The organism is Streptomyces parvulus (assembly GCF_014648855.1).
Lineage (GTDB): Bacteria > Actinomycetota > Actinomycetes > Streptomycetales > Streptomycetaceae > Streptomyces > Streptomyces parvulus.
The window spans coordinates 62,068-77,916 of record NZ_BMRX01000010.1; the positions used below are offsets into that span (position 1 = coordinate 62,068).

The 15,849-nt window shown below is 72.4% G+C and carries 15 protein-coding genes and 1 riboswitch; of the genes, 3 read left to right on the forward strand and 12 right to left on the reverse strand.

Annotated elements, in window-relative coordinates:
- Positions 1 to 10: 10 nt before the first annotated feature.
- The 3 genes from IE108_RS20530 to IE108_RS20540 all read right to left on the reverse strand — a co-directional run bounded on the left by IE108_RS20530 (position 11) and on the right by IE108_RS20540 (position 2,455).
- Entirely contained in the window at positions 11 to 670 is a 660-nt protein-coding gene (locus tag IE108_RS20530) for a TetR/AcrR family transcriptional regulator (RefSeq protein WP_064726861.1), read from the reverse strand.
- Positions 671 to 752: 82 nt separating this feature from the next.
- Positions 753 to 899, reverse strand: coding sequence for an SCO1431 family membrane protein (locus IE108_RS20535; RefSeq protein ID WP_107420086.1), 147 nt, complete (start codon positions 897 to 899; stop codon positions 753 to 755).
- A gap of 164 nt (positions 900 to 1,063) precedes the next feature.
- Positions 1,064 to 2,455, reverse strand: a complete 1,392-nt coding sequence (locus IE108_RS20540) for a C39 family peptidase (RefSeq protein ID WP_064726862.1) — start codon at positions 2,453 to 2,455, stop codon at positions 1,064 to 1,066.
- A 187-nt stretch (positions 2,456 to 2,642) separates the two neighbouring features.
- On the opposite strand from IE108_RS20540, the gene IE108_RS20545 reads away from it, so the two are divergent.
- Both IE108_RS20545 and IE108_RS20550 read left to right on the forward strand, forming a co-directional pair.
- Positions 2,643 to 3,296 (forward strand): uridine kinase family protein, encoded by a 654-nt coding sequence (locus IE108_RS20545; RefSeq protein WP_373297028.1) that lies wholly within the window; start codon positions 2,643 to 2,645, stop codon positions 3,294 to 3,296.
- A 430-nt stretch (positions 3,297 to 3,726) separates the two neighbouring features.
- The gene (locus IE108_RS20550) at positions 3,727 to 5,583 is read left to right on the forward strand and encodes an AAA family ATPase (protein WP_064726864.1); all 1,857 of its coding nucleotides are present in this window, start codon (positions 3,727 to 3,729) and stop codon (positions 5,581 to 5,583) included.
- Here the strand turns inward: IE108_RS20550 and IE108_RS20555 are convergent.
- The 9 genes from IE108_RS20555 to IE108_RS20595 all read right to left on the reverse strand — a co-directional run bounded on the left by IE108_RS20555 (position 5,501) and on the right by IE108_RS20595 (position 12,895).
- Positions 5,501 to 6,616 carry a hemolysin family protein gene (locus IE108_RS20555; RefSeq protein WP_064726865.1) on the reverse strand — a complete coding sequence of 372 codons (1,116 nt, stop codon included), beginning with the start codon at positions 6,614 to 6,616 and terminating at the stop codon, positions 5,501 to 5,503. The two genes, IE108_RS20550 and IE108_RS20555, sit on opposite strands and share 83 nt — an antisense overlap.
- Positions 6,613 to 7,944, reverse strand: coding sequence for a hemolysin family protein (locus IE108_RS20560; protein ID WP_064726866.1), 1,332 nt, complete (start codon positions 7,942 to 7,944; stop codon positions 6,613 to 6,615). Before IE108_RS20560 ends, IE108_RS20555 begins: the two co-directional genes overlap by 4 nt.
- Before the next feature lie 204 nt (positions 7,945 to 8,148).
- Complete coding sequence (locus IE108_RS20565) at positions 8,149 to 8,616, reverse strand: PH domain-containing protein (protein ID WP_064726867.1); 468 nt, start codon at positions 8,614 to 8,616, stop codon at positions 8,149 to 8,151.
- A 20-nt stretch (positions 8,617 to 8,636) separates the two neighbouring features.
- On the reverse strand, positions 8,637 to 9,494 hold the full coding sequence (gene hisG / locus IE108_RS20570; protein WP_064726868.1) for an ATP phosphoribosyltransferase: 858 nt from the start codon (positions 9,492 to 9,494) through the stop codon (positions 8,637 to 8,639).
- 45 nt (positions 9,495 to 9,539) lie between these two features.
- Positions 9,540 to 9,812, reverse strand: coding sequence for a phosphoribosyl-ATP diphosphatase (locus IE108_RS20575; protein WP_030951748.1), 273 nt, complete (start codon positions 9,810 to 9,812; stop codon positions 9,540 to 9,542).
- A 34-nt stretch (positions 9,813 to 9,846) separates the two neighbouring features.
- Positions 9,847 to 10,332, reverse strand: a complete 486-nt coding sequence (ribH, locus tag IE108_RS20580; RefSeq protein ID WP_064726869.1) for a 6,7-dimethyl-8-ribityllumazine synthase — start codon at positions 10,330 to 10,332, stop codon at positions 9,847 to 9,849.
- Between the two features lie 24 nt (positions 10,333 to 10,356).
- The gene (locus IE108_RS20585; RefSeq protein WP_064726870.1) at positions 10,357 to 11,646 is read right to left on the reverse strand and encodes a bifunctional 3,4-dihydroxy-2-butanone-4-phosphate synthase/GTP cyclohydrolase II; all 1,290 of its coding nucleotides are present in this window, start codon (positions 11,644 to 11,646) and stop codon (positions 10,357 to 10,359) included.
- On the reverse strand, positions 11,643 to 12,287 hold the full coding sequence (locus IE108_RS20590) for a nicotinamide mononucleotide transporter family protein (RefSeq protein ID WP_064726871.1): 645 nt from the start codon (positions 12,285 to 12,287) through the stop codon (positions 11,643 to 11,645). The genes IE108_RS20585 and IE108_RS20590 overlap by 4 nt, the downstream gene beginning before the upstream one ends.
- The gene (locus IE108_RS20595) at positions 12,284 to 12,895 is read right to left on the reverse strand and encodes a riboflavin synthase (protein ID WP_064726872.1); all 612 of its coding nucleotides are present in this window, start codon (positions 12,893 to 12,895) and stop codon (positions 12,284 to 12,286) included. Before IE108_RS20595 ends, IE108_RS20590 begins: the two co-directional genes overlap by 4 nt.
- A gap of 149 nt (positions 12,896 to 13,044) precedes the next feature.
- Positions 13,045 to 13,175, reverse strand: a riboswitch (FMN riboswitch).
- A 215-nt stretch (positions 13,176 to 13,390) separates the two neighbouring features.
- On the opposite strand from IE108_RS20595, the gene IE108_RS20600 reads away from it, so the two are divergent.
- Positions 13,391 to 15,754, forward strand: coding sequence for a chitinase C-terminal domain-containing protein (locus tag IE108_RS20600; protein WP_064726873.1), 2,364 nt, complete (start codon positions 13,391 to 13,393; stop codon positions 15,752 to 15,754).
- Positions 15,755 to 15,849: the final 95 nt, after the last annotated feature.

A 15,849-nucleotide genomic window follows, 5' to 3' on the forward strand; every position in this document is an offset into this window, starting at 1 on the left:
CCGCCCCTCGTCACGCGTCGCGGCGGGCGGGCGCCGGGGCCGGGTAGGCGGGGTCCAGTTCCTCGATGGCGCGCAGGGTGCCGCCGAGCGACTTGACCAGCAGCTCGCGCATGGTGTCCCGGGGCAGTCCGGGCCGGCCGATCCAGTCCAGGGTGGCGCCCTCGACGCTGCACACCCAGGCGAGCAGGCCCATGCGGGCCAGCGGCCCGATGTCGGAGCGGCCGTACGCGCCCTCCGCGATGGTCGCGACGATGGCCTCGCGCACGCCGTCCCGGATGGCGTGCACCTCCGCGTCGAAGCCGACCCCGCCGCTGACGATGGTGCGGTAGGCGGCCTGATTGTGCTCGGCGTAGCGGAGGTAACCGTCCATGGTGCGCTGCACGCGGCCCACCTGCGGCAGTTCGGTGCCCCGCGCCGCGGTGTCGACCAGGTCGGCGACGGAGTCCTGGATGATCGCCAGGTAGTAGCCCCGCTTGGACTGGAAGTAGTAGTAGATCAGCCCCTTGGCGACATGCGCCTGGCGGGCGATGTCGTCCATCGAGAGCGCGTCGTAGGAGGTGTCCGCGAACAACCTCCGCCCGATGGCGATGAGTTCGGCGCGGCGGGCCAGCGAGCGCTCGGTGCCGCGGGCCCGGGGACGGGCTGCGGCACGCTGTTGACTGATATTCAATTTCGACCCTGGTTTCCTACGGGCGGCGGGACATCCGCAGTATGGCAGGTCGGTTCGTGGGGCAGGTCACACGCCGGTCACGTCACAGCAGCCCCAACTGGACCACCAGCATCGCGATCACCACGACGAGGGTCCAGCCCATGACGTGCTCGAGGATCTTCGGACCGTCGTCCTGGGGACCGCCGGTACGGGCACGGGCGGCGGTGGCGGTGGCGGTGTGTGAGGTCATGGCTTCTCGCTGATCTCGGGCCTTCGGTGGACTCCCCGGCTCCCCGGCTCGCTCCCCGCCCCGGCAGCCCTGTCCACCTTGCCACCGGTGGCGGCTTTCGCGGCCGAGAGCTTGGTCACAGCGAGGGGCCCCGGCGGATCACCGCCGGGGCCCCTCGCCGGGCGTCAGCGCACGCCCACCGCCGCGAGCGCCTGGCGCTGCCGGGCGCTCGGGTGGGCCGGGAAGTACAGGTAGCAGACGCCGCCGGTGCCGGAGACGACCTTGCCGTCGGCGTTGTACCGCTTGGTCCGCAGCCAGATGTTCTCCCACTCGCGCCGCTTGTAGACGCGCCGCACCGCCTCGTTGTCGTCGGAGGCGGGGTCGTTGGCGATCACGTCCCCGTCGGCGGTGAAGCCGATCACGGTCATCAGGTGGCCCGAGGTGCCGTACCCCGCCCCGGTCAGCTCCTTCTCCAGGAACGACTGGGACGTTATGGCCGGGATGCCGGCCGCGATCAGCCGCTCCAGGTCGGCGAGGGAGCCGAGGCGGGTGACCACGCCCTGCAGGCCCTTGAAGGTGGCCGCGTAGGCGGCGTTGAAGGGCCAGTTGCCGCAGCCGGAGTACTGGTTGTCGTAGGTGTACCGGGCGGCGTGGCAGACCTGCGGGTCGGCGTAGGAGGGGTCGACCCAGGAGAGCTGGTCCTCGGTGAGCCGGCCGCCCCAGTACTCGATGATCATCTGCGAGGAGGTGGGGCTGCACCAGGCCTCGCCCCCGTTGTCGTACTCGGGGTACTGCCCCTTGTGGATCTCCTGCGAGTAGCGCGGGACGCGCAGTTCCCGGGCGAGGCCCGGGGTGGAGGCCGGGACGGTGAATCGGTCGGGGATGTCGGAGCCCATCGCGCCGAGCCGCCAGACGGTGGGCGCGCTCCGGGTGCCGGGGCGCCGGTACAGGGTGAGCCGGAGCCGGTAGGAGGCGAGCCGCAGGCCCGAGGCGGCGTCGTCGACTGCGAGGGTGTCCGTCCAGACGCTGCTCCTGCCGTCCCCCTGGTCGTCGACCGAGGTCCGGCGGATGTCCTGGTCGCCGTCGCCCGCCGTCCAGCGGCCCAGCACGTACCAGGGGGTGTCGGTGCCGTCGGAGTAGGTGCCCCGCAGCTCGACCTGGATCCAGGTGCCGGCCGGGGTGTGCGCGTTCCAGGACGCGATGGCCTCCGTCGAGGGCACGGCGAGGCGGTGGACCGGGGAGGTCCAGGTGGCGTACTCCCAGGCGGCGGTGGTGCCGGTGTGCGGGTCGGTGTAGTCGGCGGTGCCGGCCGGGGTGCCGATCGTGACGCCGGGCCGGGAACCGGCGACGACCCGGGCGCCCCGGGCGGTGCCGCGCCGCCAGTCGTCGTGCGTGGTCCAGGCGCGGTAGTCGACCCGGCGGGCGGGGGCGCGGCCGCCGTCGCCGGCATCGCCTCCCGCGTCCGGGCCGGGCGCGGCGGCCTCGGCCGCGGCGGGGAGGGCGCCGCCTGCCACGGCGGCCGCGGCGACCGCCGCGGCCAGGACGGCTCGGCGGGACGGCTGTTCGGCTCTGCTCATGGGCGGAAGACCCCCAGGTGTCCGAGTCGGGCGGGTCCGTTGCACGGTCGTGCGCCAACTATGACCGCAGCCGCCCGCTCCTGCCAGCACTTCCGCGCACGCCACGCCATGAACATTGGTGTCGACCACTGGCGGGAACGTCGAGGTGGGGGCGGGTCGGGCGCGCGGTTAGAGTGCGGGACGAACCCTGCCCGCACCCTCGCACCGCACTGGATCCGCCATCCACGACCTCGCCGCCCGGCTCCGCCGGCTACCCCCCTCCTGCGGGCCCGTGCGCCTGATCGGCGTCGACGGCCACGCCGGGTCCGGGAAGTCCACGTTCGCCGGGCGGCTGGCGGCGGAGCTGGGCGGCGCCCCGGTCCTGCGCCTCGACGACGTCGCCAGCCACGACGAGCTGTTCGGCTGGACCGGGCGACTGCTCGACCAGGTGGTCGGGCCGCTGCGGCGGGGCGACACCGCGCACTACGCCCCCTACGACTGGCGGTCCCGGCGCTTCGGGCCGCCGCGTCCCCTGCCGGCGGCTCCGGTGGTGCTGGTCGAGGGGGTCGGCGCGGGCCGCCGGGCGGTGCGCCCGCACCTGGCGCTGCTGTTCTGGATGGACCTGCCCGCCGAGGAGGCGTGGGCCCGCGGCCGGGCGCGCGACGGAGCGGAGCAGCGGGAGTTCTGGGACGGCTGGATCCCGGCGGAGCGCCGCCATCTCGCGGACGACCCCTCGCGCCCCTTCGCGCATCTTCTGGTACGGCAGAGGGAGGCGGGGTACGAGGTGCTGCCGGGGCCGGCGGGGACGTCTTGCGAACCCCACTTTTTCACTCAGGGTGACGGACCGTCGGCAATGTGCTGAACTCGTGAAGATCACTTCCCGGCAACGCGCGCGTGCGCCCCAACTCCGCTTGACCCAGGGGCCGTACAGGTCTTACGTTCTGAACGCGCGGTAGTTCTAAGCCGCCGACAGACGCGAAGCCCCCGGTTGTTCCCCCGTGATCGGGGGCTTCGTTCTGCCCTGAGCCCGCTTTCCGGGTGCTCCGCGGCGCCATACGCTCACCCTCGGTCACCGTCCGGCCGACCGTTCCGGCCACCGCCGGCTCGCGTGACGACCGCTCCCCGCACCCTTCGGAGGACCCCCGCCCGCGGGTACGATGCCCTCGGTGCGACCTACGGGCGTTTGCCGCGCGCACCTGCAACTCCGGTCCTCGGTGCAGCCGTTGACCGAGGCGGCCGGCGGGCGACGGCCCGGCGGCATACCGACGGGGGCACGGTACGTGGGGGACGGGATGGACTTCGGCGCGCGGGGCCCGCAGGCCCCGGCCGACCTCGCCTGGCTGCGCGGCGTGGACGCCTACACCATGGGGGCCTACCCGCAGGCGGAGGAGGAGTTCCGGACCGCCGTACGCATCGACCCCGCCATGGCCGACGGCTGGCTGGGGCTGCACGCCCTGCGCGTCGACACCACCAACGCCCTGCTGCGGATGTTCCGCAACCGGGACCGCTTCGGCGAGCAGCGCGCCCGGCACCGACGGACGCTCAACTCCTGGTACTGGCTGGGCTGGTGGGTGCAGCCGGTGCTGGAGAATCCGCGCGACCTGCTGCTCGCCCACGCCTCCCACTGGCTGGACGGCCGCCACGTCCCGGAGCTGGACCGTGCCCTGGCGGGGCTGCCGCCGGTCGACACCGACCCGCAGGTCCGCTTCCTGCACGCCTGCCGCGCCTACCTCGTCAAGGACTGGGAACAGCTGGTCCGGCACACCGACCCCCTGCTCGGCGATCACCTGCTGGGCATCGAGGCCGGTCTGTTCAGCGGGATGGCCCGGGTGCGGCTGGAGATGTTCGGCCAGGCGGAGCCGCTGCTGTCGGCCGCCCTGATGCGGTGCCGCAGCGAGCAGCCGCAGCGCAAGGAGCTGCGGTACTGGCTGGCGCGGGCCCACGAGGGCACGGGCCGCAGCGCCGCGGCGCTCCCCCTGTACCGGGCGGTGCACCGTGTGGACCCGGCGTTCATGGACACCTCGGCCCGGCTGGCGGCGATCGACGAGAGCGACGGCTACGACGACGACACCGACCTCGCGGGCCTCACCGGGACGGGTCTCGGCGTGGAGGGGCTGGACGGCCTCGACCCGCTCTTCGGCACCGAGGAGCGCGACCTCAAGGTCTCCGCGCCCGGGTCCCCGCCCACCGCGCCGCTGACCACGCTGAGCGGGCCGCCGGTGCGCGCGAAGGCCGACGGCGCGGACCCGGCGCTGCCCACCGGGCCGACCGACCCCGCGCTGCTGGAGGAGGCGCTCGCCGAACTGGAGCGCATGGTGGGGCTCGAACCGGTGAAGCGTCAGGTCAAGGCGCTGTCCGCGCAGCTCAACATGGCGCGGCTGCGGGCCGGGCAGGGCCTGCCGGTCCAGCCGCCCAAGCGGCACTTCGTCTTCTCCGGGCCCTCCGGCACCGGCAAGACCACCGTGGCCCGCATCCTGGGCCGCGTCTTCTACGCCCTCGGCCTGCTCGGCGGCGACCACCTGGTGGAGGCGCAGCGGGCCGACCTGGTGGGCGAGTACCTCGGCCAGACCGCGGTGAAGGCGAACGAGCTGATCGACTCGGCCCTCGGCGGCGTCCTCTTCGTCGACGAGGCCTACTCGCTCTCCAACTCCGGCTACGGCAAGGGCGACGCGTACGGCGACGAGGCGCTCCAGGTGCTGCTCAAGCGGGCCGAGGACAATCGCGACCACCTGGTGGTGATCCTGGCCGGCTACCCGGAGGGCATGGACCGGCTGCTCGCCGCCAACCCGGGCCTGTCCTCCCGCTTCACCTCCCGGGTCGACTTCCCCTCGTACCGCCCGCTGGAGCTGACCTCGATCGGCGAGGTGCTCGCGGGCGAGAACGGCGACGTGTGGGACGAGGAGGCCCTGGACGAGCTGCGGTCGATCGCCGGGCACGTGGTCGACCAGGGGTGGATCGACGAGCTGGGCAACGGACGGTTCCTGCGGACGCTGTACGAGAAGAGCTGCGCCTACCGGGACCTGCGGCTGTCGGTGTACCCCGGGGCGCTGACCCGGGACGACCTGGCTACGTTGCGGTTGCCGGACTTGATGCAGGCGTACGGGGAGGTGCTGTCGGGGCGGGGGCCGCAGGATCCGCCGGCCGGGTGAGGGGCGGGGCCGCCATCCGGTGGGCCGGGTCCCTGACCTCCCCGACCAGCAGCTCCAGTACGTCCTCCAGCGCGACCAGGCCCAGCACCCGGCCGGACGCGTCCGTCACCTGGGCCAGGTGGGTGGCCGCGCGCCGCATCACCGTGAGGGCGTCGTCCAGGGGCAGTTCGGGGCGCAGCGTGGTCATCGGACGCCAGAGCTGCTGAGGGACGGCCCGTTCCGACTCCTCCAGGTCGAGGACGTCCTTGACGTGCAGGTATCCCATGAAGGCGCCCTGTCCCGCGGCGACCGGGAAGCGGGAGTACCCGGTGCGGGCGGTCAGCGCGACGATCTCGGCCGGGGTGGCCGAGGGGCTGACCGTGACCAGCGACTCGCGCCGCAGCAGGACGTCGGTGACCGGGCGGGAGCCCAGCTCCAGCGCGTCCTCCAGGCCGGCCTGCTCCTCCGGGTCGAGGAGCCCGGCCTGACCGGCGTCCTCCACCAGGCGGTTGAGCTGCTCGCTGGTGAAGACGGCCTCGACCTCGTCCTTGGGCTCCACCCGGAACAGCCGCAGGACGCCCCGCGCGCAGGCGCCGAGCGCCGCGGTGACCGGCCCGCACAGGCGGGCGAAGGCGACCAGGCCCGGGCTGAGCCACAGCGCGGCCTTCTCCGGGGCGGCCATCGCGAGGTTCTTCGGGACCATCTCGCCGATGACCAGGTGGCAGAAGACCACGACGGCCAGCGCGATGACGTAGCCGAGCGGGTGGATCATGCCGTGCGGCAGGTGGATCCACTCGAAGACGGGCTCCAGCAGGTGCGCGACCGTCGGTTCGGCGACGGCGCCGAGCGTCAGCGAGCAGACGGTGATGCCGAACTGGGCGGCGGCCATCATCCGGGGCAGCCGCTCCAGCCCGTACAGCACCTGGCGGGCGCGGGCGGTGCCGAGCGGTTCGATCTGGCTGCGGCGGACCGAGACCAGGGCGAACTCGGCGCCGACGAAGAAGCCGTTGGCGAGCACGAGCAGCGCGGCGAAGAGGAGTTGCAGGACGCTCATCGGGCGGCCTCCGGTACGGAGACGGGGGAGGTGCGCACCAGCCGTATCCGCTCGGCGCGGTAGTGGCCGACCTGGCGGACCGAGAGCCGCCAGCCGGGCAGCTCCGCCCGGTCGCCGACGGCGGGGATGCGGCCGAGCAGGTCGGCGACGAGCCCGGCGACGGTCTCGTAGGGGCCCTCGGGAGCTTCGAGGCCGACGCGGCGCAGGGCGTCGACGCGGCAGCTGCCGTCGACGTCCCAGGCGGGGCGGCCGTCCTCGGGCGGGGCCGGGGCCAGTTCGGGCGCGTCCAGGCCGTCGTGCTCGTCGCGGACCTCGCCGACGATCTCCTCGACGATGTCCTCCAGGGTGACGACGCCCGCGGTGCCGCCGTACTCGTCGACGACGACGGCGATGGGCTGCTCGCTGCGCAGCCGGGCGAGGAGCGGCCGGACGGGCAGGGTCTCGGGCACGAGCAGCGCCGGGCGGGCGATCCGGCCGGTCAGCACGCGCAGCCGGTCGTGCGCGGGGACCGCGAGGGCGTCCTTGAGGTGGGCCATGCCGACGATCTCGTCGATCCGCTCCCGGTAGACGGGGAAGCGGGACAGGCCGGTGGCCCGGGTCAGGTTGACCACGTCCTGGGCGGTGGCCGAGGAGTGCAGGGCGCTGACCCTGACCCGCGGGGTCATGACGTGCTGGGCGGTCAGGTCGCCCAGCGAGAGGGTGCGCACGAACAGGTCGGCGGTGTCCTGCTCCAGCGCGCCCGCGCGGGCGGAGTGCCGGGCCAGGGAGACCAGTTCGCCGGGGGTGCGGGCGGAGGCCAGCTCCTCGGCGGGCTCGATGCCGAGGGCGCGGACCAGGCGGTTGGCCACCGAGTTCAGCGCGGCGATCACCGGGTGGAAGAGCCGGGCGAAGGCGTGCTGGGGGCCGGCGACGAAGCGCGCGACCTGGAGGGGCCTGGAGACCGCCCAGTTCTTGGGCACCAGTTCGCCGATGACCATCTGCACCGCCGAGGCCAGCAGCATGCCGACGACGACCGACACGCCGGGGACGGCGCCGTCGGGGACGCCGATCGCGGTGAAGGGGCCGTCGAGCAGCCGGGCCAGCGCCGGTTCGGCGAGCATGCCGACGACGAGGGAGGTGAGGGTGATGCCGAGCTGGGTGCCGGAGAGCTGGAAGGACAGCTCCTTGAGGGATTCGACGACCCGGTGGGCCCGCCGGTCGCCGTCGGCGGCGGCCTGCTCGGCCTCCGGCCGTTCGACGGTGACCAGGCCGAACTCGGCGGCGACGAAGAAGCCGTTGGCGAGGATCAGCAGGAACGCGGCTGCCAGGAGCAGCAGGGGGGTGGTCATGATGCCGCCGCCTGCGGAAGGTCACGACAGGGGGCGGCGCAGGTACTGAAGGACGGTCCGTCCATCGCCGGAGGGAGTCACTCCTCGGGTAGCAGGAACCCCCGCGCACCGGGTGGAGCGGCAGGGGCGAAGACGCGGCGGGTGCGTCGTCGTTCCCAGATTAATCAGGAAAAGGGCGCCCGCGGCAGGGTCGGCGGCGCGGTGTCAGTCACGCGTCGGCTCGGGCTGGGCGCCGGAGCGGTCCTCCACCAGGGCGCGCAGGGCGCGGGCGTCGTCGATGGCACGCTGCCTGGCGATGCCCGGCTGGATGCCGAGCACGGGCAGGCTGGTGCCGTCGCTGAGGTCGAGGAAGACCCAGGGGTCGCCGTGGCGGAGGTTGACCCGGAGGATCTCGGCCCAGGCCAGGCGCCGCCTGGTGGTGAGGTTGACGACCGTGACGCCCTCCGGGTCGACGTCGACCCGGGGGCGGGCCATCAGGAGCAGTCCGCCGGCCAGCAGGAGGGCGGTCAGCACGAAGCTGAGGCGCTCCCCCGCTCCGAGGCCGCCGAGCAGCGACCCGACCGCCGTGATGGTCGCGAAGGTGGCGACGGCGAGGGCGATCAGGACCGCGCGGGTGCGGCCCGGCCGGAAGGTGACGGGCAGGGCGGGCAGGTCCGGTGTGGTGTCGGGCATGGCGTCGCTCCGGGGCGGGCTCAGAGCCGGCAGGCGTGGATGGCCGTGGTCAGGATGGCCCGGGCGCCGATCTCGTAGAGGTCGTCCATGATCCGCTGGGCCTCCTTGGCGGGGACCATCGCGCGGACGGCGACCCAGCCCTCGTTGTGCAGCGGGGAGACGGTCGGGGACTCCAGGCCGGGGGTGAGGGCGACGGCCTTCTCCAGCTGCTCGACGCGGCAGTCGTAGTCCATCATCACGTACGTCCGGGCCACCAGGACGCCCTGGAGGCGGCGCAGGAACTGCTGGACCTTGGGCTCGGTGGTCTCGTCGGGTTCGGCGCCCGAGCGGCGGATCACGACGGCCTCGGACTTCATGATGGGCTCGCCGAAGACCTCCAGGCCCGCGTTGCGCAGGGAGGTGCCGGTCTCCACGACGTCGGCGATGACCTCGGCCACGCCGAGTTCGATCGCGGTCTCGACGGCGCCGTCGAGGTGGACGACGGAGGCGTCGACGCCCCGGTCGGCCAGGTGGGCGGCGACGATGCCCTCGTAGGAGGTGGCGACGGTGCGGCCCTTGAGGTCGTCGATGCCGTTCGCGGTGCCCGGCTTTCCGGCGAAGCGGAAGGTGGAGCGGGCGAAGCCGAGCGGCAGGATCTCCTCGGCGTCCGCGCCGGAGTCGATCAGCAGGTCGCGGCCGGTGATGCCGATGTCGAGCTTGCCGGAGGAGACGTAGATCGCGATGTCGCGGGGCCGGAGGTAGAAGAACTCGACCTCGTTGGTCGGGTCGACGACCCGCAGTTCCTTGGACTCGCGGCGCTGCTGGTAGCCGGCCTCATGCAGCATGTCCGCCGCAGGGCCGGAGAGGGAACCCTTATTGGGGACGGCGATGCGCAGCATGAGGTCGGCTTCCTTTGCGTGGGGTGGGGCGGGGACGGGCGGGGTTTACAGGTGGGCGTAGACGTCGTCCAGGGAGATGCCGCGGGCGACCATCATCACCTGGACGTGGTACAGCAGCTGGGAGATCTCCTCGGCGGCCGCTTCCTTGCCCTCGTACTCGGCGGCCATCCACACCTCGGCGGCCTCCTCGACGACCTTCTTGCCGATGGCATGGACCCCCTTGTCCACCAGCTCGGCGGTGCGGGAGGTGGCGGGGTCGCCGTTGGCGGCCTTGTGCTGGAGCTCGGTGAAGAGCTCCTCGAAAGTCTTCTTGGACATGGTGGCGCCCACTTTACGCGTAGTGCCGGCGGGGCTAGCGCCACGGTTCGGATACTGAGCGGAGCGTGGCCGCCGTGGCGACGGCCGCGGTCACCGCCTCGTGCCCCTTGTCCTCGCTGGACCCCTCGAGTCCGGCCCGGTCGAGCGCCTGCTCCTCGGTGTCGCAGGTGAGGACGCCGAAGCCGACGGGGACGCCGGTCTCGACGGAGACCTGCACCAGGCCCTGGGTGACGCCCTGGCACACGTAGTCGAAGTGCGGGGTGCCGCCGCGGATCACGACGCCGAGGGCGACGACCGCGTCGTAGCCGCGGCCCGCGAGGACCTTGGCGACCACGGGGAGTTCGAAGCTGCCGGGGACCCTGAGCAGGGTCGGCTCGTCGATGCCGAGGTCGTGCAGGGCGCGCAGGGCGCCGTCCACCAGTCCGTCCATCACCTTGTCGTGCCACTGTGCCGCGACGACGGCGACCCGCAGGTCTCCCACGTTGCGTACGGACAGTTCCGGTGCACCCTTGCCGCTCACGGCTCTCCTCGCGTTGCTGCTTGCTTACTGGTTGCCGCAGGTGGACACGGGCTTCGCGTCCAGCCAGGGCAGGTCGTGGCCCATCCGGTCCCGCTTGGTGCGCAGGTAGCGGAGGTTGTGCTCGCCGGCCTGGACGGGCATCGGCTCGCGGCCGGTGACGTCGATGCCGTGCCGGACGAGGGCGTCGCTCTTGTCCGGGTTGTTGGTCATCAGGCGGACGGAGCGGACGCCGAGGTCCGCCAGGATCTGGGCGCCGGCGCCGTAGTCGCGGGCGTCGGCGGGCAGGCCCAGTTCCAGGTTGGCGTCGAGGGTGTCGCGGCCGCGCTCCTGGAGCTCGTAGGCGCGCAGCTTCGACATCAGGCCGATGCCGCGTCCCTCGTGGCCGCGCAGGTAGACGACCACTCCCCTGCCCTCGGCCTGGATGCGGTCCAGGGAGGCGTCGAGCTGGGGGCCGCAGTCGCAGCGCTGGGAGCCGAAGACGTCGCCGGTCAGGCACTCGGAGTGGATGCGGACCAGGACGTCGGTGCCGGCGCCGACGTCGCCGTGCACGAGGGCGACGTGCTCGACGCCGTCGACGGTGGAGCGGTAGCCGTACGCCGTGAACTCGCCGTGCCGGGTGGGGAGGTGGACCTCGGCCTCGCGGCGGACGGTGGGTTCGGCGCTGCGGCGGTAGGCGATGAGGTCCTCGATGGAGATGATCGTCAGCCCGTGCTTGCGGGCGAACGGGATCAGCTCGGGCAGCCGCAGCATGCGGCCGTCCTCGCCGGCGATCTCGACGATGGCGCCGGCCGGGCGCAGTCCCGCGAGGCGGGCCAGGTCGACGGCGGCCTCGGTGTGGCCGTCGCGGACGAGGACGCCGCCGGAGCGGGCGCGCAGCGGGAAGATGTGGCCGGGCCGGACCAGGTCGGTGGGTGCGGCGGTGCCGCTCGCCAGGAGCCGGAGGGTGGTGGCGCGGTCGGAGGCGGAGATGCCGGTGCTCACGCCGTGGGCGGCGGTGGCGTCCACGGAGACGGTGAAGGCGGTCTTCATCGACTCGGTGTTGTCGTCGACCATCTGCGGGAGCCGGAGCCGGTCCAGTTCGTCGCCCTCCATGGGGGCGCAGATCAGGCCGCGGCACTCGCTCATCATGAAGGCGACGATCTCCTCGGTCGCCTTCTCGGCGGCGATGACGAGGTCGCCCTCGTTCTCGCGGCTCTCGTCGTCCACGACGACGACCGGGCGTCCGGCGGCGATGTCGGCGACGGCCCGCTCGACCGGGTCGAGGGAGAGGTCGTCCACGCCTTCGGGGCTGTAGAGGATCGGTGCGGTGCTCATGCGGGCGCTCCTTCCGGGATGGGCCGCGTCGCCTCACGGGAGCGCAGCCACCAGTCGCGCAGGCCCCACAGGACGAGCGCGCCGTAGAGGACGTAGACGAAGCCGGAGAAGGCGAAGCCGTTGGCGAAGTTCAGCGGGACGCCGACCAGGTCGACCAGCAGCCAGGCGAACCAGAACTCGACCATGCCTCGGGCCTGGGCGTACATCGCGACGACGGTGCCGACGAAGATGTAGGCGTCCGGCCAGGGGTCCCAGGACAGGGTGGGGAAGGCGGTGAACAGGCCGCCCACCGCGAGGGTGCCGGCGGCGGCCGCGGCGGCCAGGACGCCGCGCTCGCGCCAGGTGGCGAACCGGACGGCGATGGAGCCGTCCTGGCTGCGCTGCCGGCCGCGGTTCCACTGCCAGAAGCCCCAGGCGGCGACCACCATGACGACGATCTGCTTGCCGGCGCTGCCGGAGAGGTGGGCGGTGGCGAAGGCCGCGAAGAGGACGAGTCCGGAGACGAACTGCACGGGCCAGGTCCAGATGGAGCGCCGCCAGCCGAGCGCGAGACCGAGCAGGCCGATCACGTTGCCGATCATGTCGGACCACTTGATGTGCTGGCCGAAGAGCGTGAACGCCTCGGAGTTGAGCCAGTTCACCGGGCGTCTCCCTGTGCGACGCGCCCGCCCAGCAGCCGCTCGACGTACTTGGCGATGACGTCCACCTCGAGGTTGACCGGGTCGCCGGGCTGCTTGAGGCCGAGCGTGGTCAGGGCGAGGGTGGTGGGGATGAGGCTGACGGTGAAGAAGTCGGGTCCGGCGTCGACGACGGTGAGGCTGATGCCGTCGACGGTGATGGAGCCCTTCTCCACGACGTAGCGGGCGAGGTCCGCGGGCAGGGAGATCTTCACGAGCTCCCAGTGCTCGGAGGGCTTGCGCTCCAGGATCTCGCCGGTGCCGTCGACGTGGCCCTGCACGATGTGGCCGCCGAGGCGGGCGCCGACGGCGGTCGGGCGCTCCAGGTTGACGCGGGAGCCGGTGGTGAGGACGCCCAGGCTGGAGCGGTTCAGGGTCTCGGCCATCACGTCGGCCGTGAACTCGTCGCCCTCGTGGTCGACGACGGTGAGGCAGACGCCGTTGACGGCGATGGAGTCTCCGTGCCGGGCCCCCTCGGTGACCGCGGGGCCGCGCAGCCGGAAGCGACAGGCGTCGTCGAGCGTCTCGACGGCGGTGATCTCGCCCAGCTCTTCGACGATTCCGGTGAACACTTCCCGGGTCCTCCTGCCTCTTCGGGCACGGACTCCGGGGCTGTCGAGAACGACAGAGACCGCGAGCGAGGACACCTGGGGCGACGCCGGACGGGCCCACCCGTGACGGGCGAGCCCAGAGATCGGCGGCGCGCACGAATGCCCGCCCGCCGCGCACTGCCTCCCATCCGGACTTTAACCGTCGGTCCAGGAATTTCACCTGGTCAACCGGTCGCTGGAGGCGACCGGGTCGCGGACTGTAACCGCCGGTTCGGACTTTCACCGACCCCGGAGTGCGCTGCTTCTGGTACACGGCCAGTGTGCCACGCCTGATCGCCGTCCATGCGGACGGAGTGTGTGGGGTGGCTCACAGAGCGCTTCTCGACCAGGACCCGACCGGGCCGTGCCCACCCAACTGACCTGGCCGCACAGGTCTTTTCAATTGGTCCATACCTATTGACGCTCTGGTCTAGTCCTCTCTACTGTCTGCGCAACTTCCGTGGAGAGGAACCGACTGTGCCTTCCCCCTCACGCTCCAGAACCGGCCGCCGGGCGAGACCCGCGCTCTTCGCCGCGGCCGCCGCCGTCGCCGGACTGTTCCTGGCCGGCCTGCCCGCGACCGCCTCGCAGGCCGCCGACCAGGAGTCCTGTCGCCCGGACGGCCTCTACGAGACGCCCGGCACCGACGTCCCGTACTGCTCGGTCTACGACTCGGCGGGCCGGGAGAAGATGGGCGCGGACCACCCGCGCCGGGTGATCGGCTACTTCACGAGCTGGCGCACCGGCAAGGACGGCAAGCCCGCGTACCTCGCCTCGGACATCCCGTGGGACAAGATCACCCACATCAACTACGCCTTCGCTCACGTCGACGGCGGCAACAGGCTCTCCGTCGGCGCGGACGGCGCCGCCAACCCCGCGACCGGGATGACCTGGCCCGGGGTCCAGGGCGCCGAGATGGACCCGGGCCTGCCGTACAAGGGCCACTTCAACCTGCTGACCAAGTTCAAGAAGCAGCACCCCGACGTGAAGACGATGATCTCGGTGGGCGGCTGGGCCGAGACGGGCGGCTACTTCAAGGGCGACGGCACGCGGGTGGACTCCGGCGGCTTCTACTCGATGGCCACCAACGCGGACGGCTCGGTCAACCAGGCCGGCATCGACACCTTCGCGGACTCGGCCGTCGACTTCGTACGTACGTACGGCTTTAACGGCGTCGACATCGACTACGAGTACCCGACCACGATGAAGGACGCGGGCAATCCGCTCGACTGGTCCTTCGCGAACGGCCGCCGGGCCGGGCTGGTCAAGGGCTACGCGGCGCTGATGAAGACGCTGCGCGAGCGGCTCGACCGCGCGGGCGCCGCGGACGGCCGGCACTACCTCCTCTCCGTCGCCGCTCCGTCGTCCGGGTACCTGCTGCGCGGCATGGAGACCTTCCAGGTCCAGAAGTACCTGGACTACGTCAACATCATGTCGTACGACCTGCACGGCGCCTGGAACGAGTACGTCGGGCCGAACGCCTCGCTGTTCGACGACGGCAGGGACGCCGAACTCGCCTCCGCCGGCGTCTACACCACCTCCCAGTACGGCGGCATCGGGTACCTGAACACCGACTGGGCCTACCACTACTTCCGCGGCTCGATGCCGGCCGGCCGGATCAACATCGGGCTGCCGTACTACACGCGCGGCTTCAAGAACGTCACCGGCGGCACCGACGGGCTCTGGGGCCGGGCCCCCTCCACGGACTGCCCGGCCGGCTCGGGGCTGACCAAGTGCGGTGACGGCGCGGTCGGCATCGACAACCTCTGGCACGACCTGGACACGAAGGGCGCGGAGTCACCCGCCGGTTCCAACCCGATGTGGCACGCCAAGAACCTGGAGAAGGGCATCGTCGGCGACTACGTCACCGACTACGGCTTCCCCGCCGGCACCCGCCTGACCGGGACCTACGCCCGCAAGTACGACGCCACGCTGGTGGCGCCGTGGCTGTGGAACGCGGAGAAGAAGGTCTTCCTGTCCACCGAGGACGAGCAGTCCGTGCGGGCGAAGGCCGACTACGTGGCCGACCGCGGCATCGGCGGGGCGATGATCTGGGAGCTGGCCGGCGACTACGCCTGGGACGCGGGCAAGGGCCAGTACGTGCCGGGATCGACGCTCACCGACACGATGTACGACACCTTCAAGGCGGCCGGTCCCTACGGCGCCCGCCGCGCCACCACGGAGATGCCCTCCGAGGCGCTGGACGTCGGCGTGGAGTTCGAGCAGTTCCCGCTCGGCGACTCCAACTATCCGATCAGCCCCAAGTTGAAGATCACCAACAACTCGGGCACGACCCTGCCCGGCGGCACGGAGTTCCGCTTCGACTACGGCACCTCGGCGCCCGGCAACGCCAAGGACCAGTCCGGCTGGGGCACTTCCGTGATCAGCAGCGACCACACGGGGTCCAACGTGGGCGGGCTCAAGGGCGACCACCACCGCGTCTCGCTGAAGCTGCCGGCCTGGCAGTCGCTGGCGCCGGGGGCCTCCACGACGGTGGACCTCGTGTACTACCTGCCGGTGTCGACGCCGTCGAACTGGACGGTGACCTTCGGCGGCAAGTCGTACGCCCTGACGGGTGACCTCGCCCGCGGCACCACCGGGGCGGGCCCCGGCACCCCCACCCCGACTCCGACTCCGACCCCGACCCCGACGCCCACGGGCTCCGGATCGCCGGATCCGGTGGAGTGCGCGGCCCCGGCCTGGAACACGGCCACGGCGTACGGAGGCGGGAGCACGGTCTCCCACGAGGGGCACACGTGGAAGTCCAAGTGGTGGACGAAGGGCGAGGAGCCCGGCACCACCGGTGAATGGGGCGTCTGGCAGGACCTCGGGGCCTGCTGACCCCGGCCAGAACCGGCCCGGCGGCGGTGACGACGGCCCTTGCCCGCCGCCGGGTCTCCCAGTCCACGAGCCGCCGGCGAGCTGCGGAGCGGGAC